Genomic DNA, 11,732 nt, shown 5'->3' on the forward strand with positions numbered 1-11,732 from the left:
GCCCGGGCCGTCCCCTTATACCAAGCTGCAGAATTGGCTGGTAGAATGGCCGAGTGGATTTCGAGCCAGACCAAGGCGCGACGAGGGCGCGGTGCAGGCACCGTAACCGAGGAGAAACGCAGGGCTGGCTCGAAAGACTCCGGCCCTCCCTTCCACGCGCTTCAGCGCCTCTTCCCCTCAACACCTCCCCTCCATTCTGCCAGTGAATTCTGGAGGTTGGTATTACCCCACCAGATGGACCTTCGTCTTCGGCAAGGCCTCCAAAAAGCGTTTCCCATAAAACTTGCTCACCACGCGAGAGTCCAAAATGGCCACCATCCCGGTGTCCGAGGTCGAGCGAATCAAGCGACCCACTCCTTGGCGCAATTTCAAGACCGCTTCCGGGAGCGAGTAGTCGCGAAAGCCATTGCCGCCCTCGGCCTCGATCGCTTCGATGCGTGACTCGACCAGCGGGTGGTCCGGAACGGCGAACGGCAGCCGGACCACCATCACATTGGAGAGTTTCTCGCCCGGGATATCCACCCCGGTCCAGAAACTATCCGTCCCAAAAAGCACGCAGCTCTCCTCTTTCCGGAAACGTTCGAGCAACTGTCGGCGTGAACCCGAGGCCCCTTGCCGCAGGGGAATCCAGCCTTGGCTCTCGATCCAGGCCTCGAGCGAAGCGGCCGTTTTCTCCAACTGCCGGTAGCTTGTAAACAGCACGAAGGCACGCCCCCGGGACTCTTTCAGGAAGTGTTGGATCCACTCCCGGAGCTTGGCTTCGTAGCTGGGCTCGTCCGGAGGGGGCATCGACTTGACCACCGAAAGTCGCATCTGCTTGGCGTAATCGAAGGGACTCTCGACCCGAAGCGCATCCGCCTGCTCGCCACCCACCCGTCGGCGAAAGTAGCCCAGCCCCGCCTCCCCGGCCGAGAGGGTGGCGCTCGTGAAGACGCAGGCTGGTCGATCTTCGGCGAAAAACATCCGCCGCAGCGAATCGGCCACCTTGACCGGAGCCGAGCGGAGGGCGACGCCCCGCCCGGAGCGCTCCACCCAATAGACCTCTTCCTCTCTGGCTTGGTCCAAGAAATGGGCCAATCCCAAGCGGGCTTCTCGCAAGCGACGCCCCATCTCGGCCAACTCGGCGGTCAGCCCACTCTCCTCGAGGCCCCTTTCCGTCCGCTCCTCATAGTGCCCTTTCAAGCGCTCCTCAATGGCATGGAGCGGTGGTGCCAGGGAGTTCTCGACCCAATCGACCTCCCGCACCCGTCGCTCCCGCCCTCCGTTCCCCTCGCCCAAGCGGGCTTTCTCCGTGACCTCGTCGAAGAAGTCCGAAGCCGCCTGCAAGGCGGTCGCCACCAAGCCGGTTCCCTCCTCATCCGCCACCACTTTGAAGAGCCCCTTGTGAGAGCGGGGATGAAACAGGCGCTGCAGCTCGCCCAGCAAGCCTCCGGACGAAAGATTCAATCCCAGGGCGGAAGCCGCCACATTCTCCAAGGTGTGGGCCTCATCGAAGACCACGAAGTCCTCGGGGAAAAGGTAGCCACTAAGGGGCTGCTCCAAGTCATCGCCCCCCGTCACGAGCGAGAAGAAAAGCGCGTGATTGAGGATGACCAACTGGGCTTCCGCCACCTGCTTCCTCATCTCCTGAAACCAGCATCGCCCCCCATAGCCACAGGACCGCATGGTGCAGAGATGCGCCTCGCTGCAGACCTGTCCCCAGACCTTGGGCGAGGGCACAAACGGGAGATCACTCAGGGAGCCGTCCTCCGTCTCACGGCTCCACTTGAGAATGCGAGACAGCTCCGATTGCTCACTAGAGGTGAAGAGACTGGCCGCCAAACGCACGGCATTCTTGAGACGATTGGGACAAAGGAAATTCCTCCTGCCCTTCAGCAAGACCGCCCGAACCGACTCTCCAGTGACCTCTTCCAAGAGTGGCAAATCCTTGTGCAAAAGCTGCTCCTGCAAGTGAATGGTGTGGGTCGACACGATGGCCTTGCGCTCCCCCTCGAGCGCCAACTGGGTCGCCGGATGGAGGTAAGCGAGCGACTTTCCCACGCCCGTCCCCGCCTCGGCCAGGAGTGGCCTCCCGCTGGAGAGCGCACTCGCGATGGCCTCCGAGAGCTGGAGCTGCTGAGAGCGATGCTCATACCCCGACCACGAAGCCAAGCGACCCGCCGGCCCGAAGAAATCCCGCACCCCCTCGATCAACGAAGCTCCGCCGCCTCCACCATCCTCGACCCGAATCATGGCTTCCTCGATAAAATCCTCCGCCCCAGCCGTCAAGACGCCCGGACTTCCGACGGGAGCGAGCCCCTCCTCCGCCCGCTCAGAAAGCGGTGTATTCCCGGAAGCGATTCAGGCGAGCTTGCACCTGGCCGAGGGCGATCTCTTCCAACTTGCGAGTCGAAAACTCCTCGCACGTGAAGGACGCCATGATCGTCCCGTGAACGCAGGCCTGCTTCAATTCGGTGAAGCTGGGCTGATGGCTGCCCTGAGCCGCCAAATGCCCGATGAGGCCACCCAGGAACGTGTCGCCCGCGCCGGTCGGGTCTTCCACGCCCTTCAGCGGGTAAGCGGCACAAGAGAAGAACTCGTGCTCACCCTCGCCGAAAAGAAAGCAGCCATGTTCTCCTAACTTGATGATGACCTTCGCGGGACCCATCCCTTGCAAGCGCGCGCCGGCCACGATGAGATTGTTGGTGCCGGCCAGCAGGCGGGCCTCGCTGTCATTGAGCACCAGCAAATCAATCCGCTGGAGCACATCCAGCAGGCGATCCTTGGCGATCTCCATCCAGAGGTCCATGGTGTCGGCCACCACAAAGGGTTCGCCGGTCAACTGGTCGAGCACTTGCATCTGATTCTCCGGACTCATGTTGGCCAGCACCACATGGCTGCTGGCTTGGAGAGCGGGCGGGATTTTCGGCTGCCAGCTTTCCAGGACATTGACCGAGACCTCCAAGGTCTTGCGCTGGTTCATATTATCGAAGTATTCGCCGGCCCAGAAAAAGGACTCGCCGGAGGATCGCTCCAAGCCGCCGAGGTCGACGCCTTTCCCCTGCAGCATCTCTAGATGCGCTTCCGGAAAATCCTGCCCGACGATCCCCACCAAGTGGACCGGCTGGTGGAAGAAGGAGGCGCTCAAGGCGGCGTAGGCTGCGGACCCGCCCAGCAAGCCCTTCTCATCCGCGACCGGAGTTTTGATGTTATCGATGGCGATGGTTCCGGCGACGAGCAAAGACATGGTGCAGAGTGGGATGACGGTTGGTTGAGGACTTAGGACCGGCCGAGACGGGCCCTGGCCTGGGCGATGTAAGCGGCAGGGTCGCCACTTTGCAAGAGCTCGGAGACAATCACGACTCGTTTCGCTCCCGCCGCGGCTACCTGGGAGAGATTGTCCAGCTTGATCCCGCCGATCGCGAAGATGGGAAGGCGCACCCGTTGGTGAACGGTTGCCAAGTCTCCCAAGCCGATGGGAGCGCGGCCCGGTTTGGTGGGCGTGGCATGCAAGGGGCCAAAGCCAATGTAGTCCGCTCCTTCCCTCTCGGCGGCGCAGGCCTGCTCCAAACTGTGGGTGGAGCGTCCGAGAATCGCGAGTGCGGGGAACCGCTCTCGGACCTCAGCGAGAGACCCATCCTCCTGCCCCAGATGGACCCCGCTCGCCCCCACCTCAGCAGCCAGCTCCGGAAAATCATTCACGATGAACGGCACCCCCGCTTCGCGGCAAGCCGTCCCCAGCTCACCCGCGAGAACCAGGAGATCGCTCGCCTGGTGGGCCTTGGCTCGCAGCTGGAGCACGTCCACGCCAGCCGCCAAAAGCCTCCGCGCGGTCTGGCTGGCTTGGGAGAGTTCGACGTAGCCCAGATCGAGAATGCCGTAAAAGCGGGCCTCGGTCATGCCGACTTGGCCTTCTCCTTCTCCACCTCCTTGAGGTGTTTTTCGAGAAAGCTCTCCACCCACTTGATGTGGTATTTCCCCTTCTCGAAATCGGACGTTTTCAGGATGGCCGCCTGAAAGGGGATGGTGGTCTTGATGCCGTGAATGTAGAATTCATCCAGCGCTCGCAACATGCGGGAGGTGGCGATCTCGCGCGTCGCTCCCGTCACGATGAGCTTGGCAATCATCGAATCGTAGTAGGGCGGCACGTTGTAGCCGGAGTAAACGTGGGTGTCGACCCGGACACCCCGTCCCCCCGGCGCATACCAGAGCCCGATGTGGCCCGGGCTGGGCGCGAAATTGTTGTAGGGGTCTTCCGCATTGATTCGGCACTCGATGCTGTGGTGCCGAGGTTGGGAATTGAGAACGTGCTCGGACGCCCGCTCACCCGCGGCGATTCGGATTTGTTCCTTGATGAGATCGCAGCCGAAAACCTCTTCGGTGATGGGATGCTCCACTTGGATGCGGGTGTTCATCTCCATGAAGTAGAAATTGCCCTTGTCATCAACGAGATACTCGATGGTGCCCGCGTTCTCATAGCCAATATTGCGGGCCAGAGTGACCGTGGCCTCCGCCATGGCCTCGCGCGTCTCGGGCTTGAGGAAGGGCGAGGGGCACTCCTCGATGATTTTCTGGTTCCGCCGCTGGAGAGAGCAATCGCGTTCGCCTAACTGAATGACATTGCCATGCGTATCGGCGATCAATTGGAACTCGATGTGGTGGGGATTGACCACCAGCTTCTCGAGGTAGCAGTCCCCATTGCCAAAACAAGCAGCGGCCTCTCGGCTGGCCGCCCGGAAGAGATCGATGAACTCGCTCTCCTTGAAGCAGGGACGCATCCCGCGTCCTCCGCCGCCCGCCGAAGCCTTGATCATGATCGGGAAACCGATTTTCTTGGCGATGGCCAAGGCCTCGTCCTCCTCGCCGAGAACGCCATCGCTGCCCGGGGTGATGGGCACGCCGAATTGACGAGCGGTGGCACGCGCCTGGTTTTTGTCGCCCATGCGGGTAATGACTTCCGCACTCGGGCCGATGAACTTGATTTTGCAGCTCTCGCAGATGGCAGCGAACTGCGGGTTTTCCGAAAGGAACCCATACCCCGGGTGGATGGCATCCGCGTCCGCGATCTCGGCCGCGGCAATGATCCGGTTGGGCTTCAAGTAGCTGTCCTTGCTGGGCCCGGGGCCGATGCAGATGGCTTCGTCAGCCAGCTGCACATGCATGGAATCGACGTCTGCCTCGGAATAGACGGCCACCGATTTGACCCCTAATTCCTTGCAGGCCCGGATCACGCGGAGAGCGATCTCTCCTCGATTGGCGACGAGAACCTTTTTGAACATTTTCGACCGCGGCACAGGAGTCAGGAAATGCGGAAGAGCGGCTGGCCGTATTGCACTGGCGTGGCATCTTCCACCAAGATGTCGGTGATGGTTCCCGAGGTTTCTGCCTTGATCTCATTCATGACTTTCATGGCCTCGATGATGCAGATGACCTGCCCCTCGCTGATGGAGTCGCCGACCTTCACGAAAGACTTGGCGTCGGGAGAAGGCGAGCGATAGAAAGTGCCCACCATGGGAGAGGGGATGTCGTTGCCGCTTGGTTCGCTCGGGGCTGCCTCTCCCGCAGGGGCCGCGGGGCCGGCTGCGGCCACCGCCGCGACGGGGGCGATCGGCGCGGGCGGGGCCATCATGACGGGAGCCGCGCCTCCTTTTTCCAACTTCAAATTGACGCCCTCTTGTTCGAGATGAAAGAGCGTCAACTCATACTCCTTCATCAGCTCCAGGATCTTCTTGAGTTCTTTTTGGTCCAAGGTTTTGCGCGATTGGGTTGGCGCGCTTGCGCGCATCGGGAGAGTGGGAGGCCCCGGCACGAGCGTCAAGAGCTTTGTTCAGATCGACTTGCGGACCACTTCCACCGCCCGAGCGATCTCCTCCTCCGTGTTGTAAAAATGGGGGCTGAAGCGCAAAAAGGCTTTCCCGCCCCGCAAGTGCCGCTGGGACACCACCACGTTCTTGGCCGCCAATTTCTGAAAAAGCGCCGGCAGATCGACGCTGGGATGGACGAGGCTGGTGATCCCACTCGCACTCGCGCCATCGCGGAATCCCAAGGGCTCGAACCCAAGCGGTTCCAAGTGGTGCAAGAGCGAGCGCTTGAGCCGCAGCAGTCGCTCGGCAATCACCTCGATGCCCACCTCCATTAGGAGGTCGATCGCAGCCTTCATGCCCACAATTCCCGAAGCATTCAGCACCCCGCTCTCGTAGCGCTGGGCCGTCTCCACCAACTCGATCCGATCCTGCGCAATGAAATCCGGGCTCTTCACATTCCAAGCCCCCAGCATGAGGGGTCGCAGCTTTTCGAAGTGTTCCTTGGCCACATAAACGATTCCCATGGCCATCGGACCCAGCATCCATTTGTGAGCGTCCGCGCTCAGAAAATCCACGTGCTCCACACTCGAGGGAAAGGCGCCCACCGTTTGAATGGCATCGAGCGAGAAAAGCACCCCCCGCGCATGCAGTAGCTGGCCGATGGCATCGACGTCGATGAGCGTCCCAGTCGAGAAATGGCAGGAAGCCAGCGCCACCAATTTCGTTTTCTCGGTCAAGGAAGCCGCCACCAACTCCGGCGTGATCTCCCCAGGATTTTCCGGCTCCAGAAAACGAACCTTCACCCCTCGCTCCCCCAAGGCCATCCAGGGATACACGTTCGCGGGGTAGTCATCGAAGTAGCAGACCACCTCATCGCCCTCTTCCCAATCCAGCCCCTGAGAAAAAATGTTCAGTCCCAGGGAGGTCGGCCCCAAAAGAGCGATTTCCTCTTTTTGTGCGCCGATCAGCTGGGCCGCCGCCCGCCGGGTCTCCTGCATCGTCTGCAGGAAGCCCTCGAACTCCTGGTGATCCTCCGCCGAATCGATGGCATACTCCGCCATGGCCCGTGCCACCCGCTGCGGCAGAATGGTCACGGCGGCGTGGGCCATGAAAATCTTCTTTCGAGCCACCGGAAATTCCTCCAAGCGGCGTCCTTCCTCCGAGAGAATGGCATCCAACATTCCCCAACTCTCCGCCGGGTCTTCGGAGGGCGCAATGAAGGCTTCCTCAACCCTACTTAGCCGGAGGCCCTCCCCGGCGCTTCTCGTCCTCCCGAATCCAGTCGGCCCGCCCCCTCAAGACCGCCCGCGCCATCCGGCGCAAGCCATCCTCGAATTTCACTTTCGGTCTCCAGCCCAGCTCCTTGCGAAGCCGAGAATCATCCAAAGCATAGCGGGCATCATGCCCCGGCCGATTTTCCACAAATTCCAACTCGGCCCCCTCCGCCTCTGGAACCAAGGCTCGCATCATCCGCAAGACCTCTGATGCCAACTCGCGGTTGCTCCATTCGTCGTCTCCCGCGATGTGATAGGCGCTCCCCACCCGCCCCCCCTGGGCAATCGTCAGCAAAGCCTCGCAGTGATCCTCGACCGCCAACCAGCAACGCCTCTCCCGCCCCTCCCCGTAAACCGGCAGATTTTCTCCCCGAGCCGCTTTCCGCATCAGACGAGGGAGAAACTTCTCGGCATGTTGCCCCGAGCCGTAATTGTTGGTCGCGTGCGTAAGGATCGCGGGGAAACCGTGGCTCTCCATGGCGGCCCGGACCAGGTGATCCCCGGCCGCTTTGCTGGCGGCGTAGGGATTTCGGGGCGCGTAGGGAGCGCCTTCTGCGACTGGAGGGCGACCCGCGGGAACTTCTCCATACACCTCATCGGTCGAGACATGGAGAAACCTGCGCGCCGGACTCGCTCCCTGCCACGCTCGGCGGGCTGACTCCAGGAGCGCGCTCACTCCCAAGACATTGCTTCGCAAAAAAGGGCGCGGGTCTTCCAAGGAGCGGTCGACGTGGGTCTCCGCGGCCAAATGCAGCACGAGGTCAAAATCGTAGGTGGCAAAAAGCTCCTCCAAGAGCGCTTCGTCGGTGAGATCGCCGTGCACAAATCGATGGCTCGGATCCCCCTGAGCGAAGGCGATCCGTGAGCGATTTCCCGCATAAGTCAGCGAATCGAGGGTCACCACCTGCTCTGCCACGCGCTCTCGCAAAAGCCTTTGCAGCAAATGGCTCCCGATGAACCCAGCCCCCCCTGTCAGCAAGATTCTCATTCTTTGGCCCGCATGAATCGACTGCCTTTCTCCACACTCTTTTCTGCAACCAGCTATTGCGAAAGTTTCTCTGCCTTGCTAGGATGAAGGTCCCCCCGTGGGGCTTCCACCATGCTCCCAGTCTTGATCATTGAAGACAATCTTGCGGATGCAAGATATTTGGAGCGGATGCTCAAGGCCACTGGGATCGCCATGGAGATCCAGTTGGCCGACTCCTTGAACCAGGACCCGACCGCGCCCCAGCCAGGCTTGGTCTTTCTCGACATCAATTTGCCCGGCAGTCGTGGCAAGGAGACCGTCACCCAGGGGCTCGAGCTGTTCCCTGCCAGCCCCATCATCATTCTGACCGGGATTTCAGACGATGAGCTGGCGCAGGAAAGCCTCTTGGGCGGGGTGCAAGACTTCATCATGAAGGGGAGTTACACCCCTCGCTCGCTCGAAAAATCAGTCCGTTACGCCGTCAATCGGCACGAACTCAAGCAAAGCATTGAAAACGAGAAGCGGCACCTCGGGACCATTCTCGAAAGCGTGGGAGAAGGGCTTCTTCTCATCAATCATGAGGGTCAACTGGTCTTCTCGAATCGAGCGGCCGACCAGCTTCTCGAAAAAATCGGCCTTCCCCAAGACACCCGGGACTGGCCGTTTGAGGACGAGAACCCTCGGCAATTCAAGCGATTGCAGCACCTCAGCTCCGAAAGCGGCCGGGAAATGCATCTCGAATACTGCCTCGATCAGGTCGAATGGCAGCAGGAAACCCATCAGCTGGTCACCTTGCGGGACAACACCGAGCGCGAAACTCTCCAACGCCGCATCAACGAGAAGCAAAAAATGGAGGCCGTCGGGCAGCTCTCCGCCGGCGTCGCGCACGAGTTCAACAACCTCCTCGCGGTCATCCAACTCGGTTCCGAGATTCTCCGCATGGACCCTCAAAACCAGGAGGTCCTGAGAGAAACCACCTCCAACTTCATCCAGACCTGCGAACGAGGGAAGAACCTCGTGCGGCAATTGATGACCTTCAATCCTAAGCAATCCTTCCGCAAGGAGCCGGTGGACCTCTGTCAGTTTCTCGATCAAAACCACAAACTCTACTCCAAGCTCTTGGGAGCCTCGGTCCTCTTTCGCATTGAGCGGCCCGAGGAGCCGGTCTCCGTCGAGATCGACCGCGGAGCGCTCAACCAAATCTTCGCCAATCTCTGCATCAATGCCCGCGACGCCATGCCCCAAGAAGGGGAACTCACGGTGACCCTCACCACCCAGCTCGATCCCCCCGACTCTGCCCCCGACTTCGTGCCCGCTCGCTCTGACTGGACCTGCATGAGCTATCGCGACACCGGGATCGGCATGGCAGAGGAAGTTCGCTCTCGGGTCTTTGAAGCCTTTTTCACGACCAAAATCAAAACCGGCGGCCACGGCTTGGGGCTCTCGGCGGTCTACAACATCGTGCGCGATCACCAAGGCTTCATCGAAGTCGAAAGCCAGGAAGGCCGGGGCGCGACCTTCCGGGTCTGGCTTCCCCGGATCCAAAGCCCCTTTCTTGGAAAGCAAACTCCCGAACCGCGGATGTGCCCTCTGCCGGATGGGGAAAAGGCCTCCATCCTGGTCTGCGAGGACGACCCCCTCGTCCGCAAGCTGGTTTGCAAAATGTTGGAAATGAGAGGCTACCTCATCCATTCGGCGGGCAACGGAGCCGAGGCCCTCTCCGTCCTGAAGGGCCTGGCCACCCCGCCCGACCTCTTGGTGACCGACTACGTCATGCCGGACATGAATGGGCTGGCGCTCGCCAAAGCCTTGGTCGAAGGCCACCCAGGCTCACCGGTCATCGTCATGAGCGCCTACGAAGAGCGTCTCCTGCGGACAGACCATCAGGTCCCCGAGGAATTCAATTTCATCCTGAAACCCTTTGAAATGAGGGAATTCGTCAACCTCGTCGAATCCCTCCTGCACCCAGCGGTTTATTGAAGGCTGCTCGCTGCTCGAACGGGCCGGCTCCAGGGCCCCGCTTTTCGTCCTTCTCCAAAGGAACCCATGGCTGAAAAAGACCCTTCCCACTCCCTGGAGGCCGATACCAGCACTCTCCAAGTGGTCCTGGAAAAGTCACCCGTCGGGATGTCGTTGACCGATCTCGAAGGCCGCTTTCGCTACCTCAACCCCGCCCTCTGCCGGATGGTGGGCTACCGAAAAGAGGAGCTTCTCGGGCGGTCCTTTCGTGAGATCACTCACCCCGAGGACATCGACGTCAACCTCAAGCACTTGAGGGACTTGGTCGCAGGCGACATCCAAGAATACCACTTCGAAAAACGCTACCTCCACAAAGAAGGACAGGTGGTCTGGGTCAGATTGCACGGCTCCGTGCTGCGCGATGACCAAGGCACCCCCGAACAGCTCCTCGGGCAAACCGTCGACATCACCCCCCTGAAGACACTCCAGAGCGAGCAGAACGCGCTCCTGAAAAAACTCACCACCATCCTCGAGACCACCGGGCAATTCGTCTTCGACTTCGACCCCGCCACCGACCAAATCTCCTGGGATCATGAAACCATCTTTGGCCATCCCCGCTCTGCGCTCGACCGAGGTCAGAAATGGTTCGACCACCTGCACCCGGCTGACGCGGCCCGAGCCGGGGCCAGCTTTGCCGACCACGTCCAGCACAGCGAGCCTTGCCAACAGGACTACCGCTTGCTCGACTCCACCGGCCGACCCATCTGGATCAGGTCCCGCGCCATCCCCCTCCTTGATGACAGCGGGACCCCACTTCGCTACGTCGGCGTCGTCGAAAGCATCCACGAGAGGCGCGTAGCGGCCGAACGCTTGCGGCAGGACAAGGAGGAACTCGAGCGCTCAAACGCCGAGCTGGAGCAATTCGCCTACATCGCCTCTCACGACCTGCAGGAGCCACTCCGGACGGTGACCAACTACGTTGCCCTCCTTGCCGAAGACTACCGAGACCTCTTGGATGAAGAGGGCCGGGAATACATCCAATTCAGCATCGATGCGACCCTCCGCATGAGGCAGCTCATCAACGATCTCCTGGCTTACTCTCGGGTGGTAGGTTCCGAAGCCGAGCCCACCTCGCTGCGCACCGCTGACATCGTGGAACATCTCCTGCGTAGCATGCAAGCCGCCCTCACCGAGAAAAAGGCCAAAATCGTGGTCAAAGATCTCCCAGAAACCATCATCTCGAATGAATCCCGCCTGACCCAACTCCTCCAAAACCTCCTTTCTAATGCGCTCAAATTCGTAGGCGCTCAGGATCCGTTGGTTGAAATAAGCTGCACCGAGCTTCCAGAAAGCTACGAATTCCGGGTCAAGGACAACGGCATCGGAATCCCCCCAGCCCAGCAGGACAAGATCTTCCAGATTTTTCAACGGCTTCACAGTCGGGACGCCTACCCGGGCACCGGCATCGGATTGGCGCTCTGTGAAAAAATTGCTCGCAGCCTAGGAGGCAAGATTGGAGTCCGATCCGAGCCCGGCCAAGGCTCCACTTTCTGGTTCACCCTTCCGAAGTCGCCTTCTTTCAGATCGGTTTGATGGCTTATACCAAGCTGCAGAATTGTCTGGTAGAATGGCCGAGTGGATTTCGGGCCAGACCAAGGCGCGACGAGGGCGCGGTGCAGGCACCGTAACCGAGCAGCAAAGCGTGGGTGGCTCGAAAGACGCAGGCACACCATTCCAACAGCTTCGGCG

Annotated in this window: 9 protein-coding genes; 2 read left to right on the forward strand and 7 right to left on the reverse strand. The window is 60.6% G+C overall.

From position 1 onward, the window contains the following. Nucleotides 1-222: 222 nt before the first annotated feature. From AAF555_07950 to AAF555_07980, 7 genes are all read right to left on the reverse strand, one after another. Nucleotides 223-2,232, reverse strand: coding sequence for a helicase C-terminal domain-containing protein (locus AAF555_07950; GenBank protein ID MEM6911503.1), 2,010 nt, complete (start codon nucleotides 2,230-2,232; stop codon nucleotides 223-225). Between the two features lie 79 nt (nucleotides 2,233-2,311). After that, nucleotides 2,312-3,226 carry a PfkB family carbohydrate kinase gene (locus tag AAF555_07955; protein ID MEM6911504.1) on the reverse strand — a complete coding sequence of 305 codons (915 nt, stop codon included), beginning with the start codon at nucleotides 3,224-3,226 and terminating at the stop codon, nucleotides 2,312-2,314. Nucleotides 3,227-3,258: 32 nt separating this feature from the next. Next, complete coding sequence (thiE, locus tag AAF555_07960; GenBank protein ID MEM6911505.1) at nucleotides 3,259-3,879, reverse strand: thiamine phosphate synthase; 621 nt, start codon at nucleotides 3,877-3,879, stop codon at nucleotides 3,259-3,261. Then, nucleotides 3,876-5,258: an acetyl-CoA carboxylase biotin carboxylase subunit gene (gene accC / locus AAF555_07965; GenBank protein MEM6911506.1), complete on the reverse strand. Its 1,383-nt coding sequence runs from the start codon at nucleotides 5,256-5,258 to the stop codon at nucleotides 3,876-3,878. Before accC ends, thiE begins: the two co-directional genes overlap by 4 nt. 20 nt (nucleotides 5,259-5,278) lie before the next feature. After that, the gene (gene accB / locus AAF555_07970; GenBank protein ID MEM6911507.1) at nucleotides 5,279-5,728 is read right to left on the reverse strand and encodes an acetyl-CoA carboxylase biotin carboxyl carrier protein; all 450 of its coding nucleotides are present in this window, start codon (nucleotides 5,726-5,728) and stop codon (nucleotides 5,279-5,281) included. Nucleotides 5,729-5,806: 78 nt separating this feature from the next. Next, the gene (locus tag AAF555_07975) at nucleotides 5,807-6,964 is read right to left on the reverse strand and encodes an aminotransferase class V-fold PLP-dependent enzyme (GenBank protein MEM6911508.1); all 1,158 of its coding nucleotides are present in this window, start codon (nucleotides 6,962-6,964) and stop codon (nucleotides 5,807-5,809) included. A gap of 52 nt (nucleotides 6,965-7,016) precedes the next feature. Further along, nucleotides 7,017-8,045 (reverse strand): dTDP-glucose 4,6-dehydratase, encoded by a 1,029-nt coding sequence (locus AAF555_07980; GenBank protein ID MEM6911509.1) that lies wholly within the window; start codon nucleotides 8,043-8,045, stop codon nucleotides 7,017-7,019. A gap of 111 nt (nucleotides 8,046-8,156) precedes the next feature. Here AAF555_07980 and AAF555_07985 point away from each other — a divergent pair, with 111 nt between their 5' ends. Both AAF555_07985 and AAF555_07990 read left to right on the forward strand, forming a co-directional pair. Then, the gene (locus AAF555_07985; GenBank protein ID MEM6911510.1) at nucleotides 8,157-10,004 is read left to right on the forward strand and encodes a response regulator; all 1,848 of its coding nucleotides are present in this window, start codon (nucleotides 8,157-8,159) and stop codon (nucleotides 10,002-10,004) included. A gap of 66 nt (nucleotides 10,005-10,070) precedes the next feature. Next, nucleotides 10,071-11,576: a PAS domain S-box protein gene (locus tag AAF555_07990; protein ID MEM6911511.1), complete on the forward strand. Its 1,506-nt coding sequence runs from the start codon at nucleotides 10,071-10,073 to the stop codon at nucleotides 11,574-11,576. Nucleotides 11,577-11,732 lie beyond the last annotated feature (156 nt).

Source organism: Verrucomicrobiota bacterium (assembly GCA_039027815.1).
Lineage (GTDB): Bacteria > Verrucomicrobiota > Verrucomicrobiia > Verrucomicrobiales > JBCCJK01 > JBCCJK01.

What these genes read in the sequence shown, in the direction of transcription:
- AAF555_07980 (MEM6911509.1), bottom strand. Translation starts at nt 8,045, where the DNA reads ATGAGAATCTTGCTGACAGGGGGGGCTGGGTTCATCGGGAGCCATTTG.
- AAF555_07990 (MEM6911511.1), top strand. Translation starts at nt 10,071, where the DNA reads ATGGCTGAAAAAGACCCTTCCCACTCCCTGGAGGCCGATACCAGCACT.
- AAF555_07950 (MEM6911503.1), bottom strand. Translation starts at nt 2,232, where the DNA reads ATGATTCGGGTCGAGGATGGTGGAGGCGGCGGAGCTTCGTTGATCGAG.
- thiE (MEM6911505.1), bottom strand. Translation starts at nt 3,879, where the DNA reads ATGACCGAGGCCCGCTTTTACGGCATTCTCGATCTGGGCTACGTCGAA.
- AAF555_07975 (MEM6911508.1), bottom strand. Translation starts at nt 6,964, where the DNA reads ATGTTGGATGCCATTCTCTCGGAGGAAGGACGCCGCTTGGAGGAATTT.
- accC (MEM6911506.1), bottom strand. Translation starts at nt 5,258, where the DNA reads ATGTTCAAAAAGGTTCTCGTCGCCAATCGAGGAGAGATCGCTCTCCGC.
- AAF555_07985 (MEM6911510.1), top strand. Translation starts at nt 8,157, where the DNA reads ATGCTCCCAGTCTTGATCATTGAAGACAATCTTGCGGATGCAAGATAT.
- AAF555_07955 (MEM6911504.1), bottom strand. Translation starts at nt 3,226, where the DNA reads ATGTCTTTGCTCGTCGCCGGAACCATCGCCATCGATAACATCAAAACT.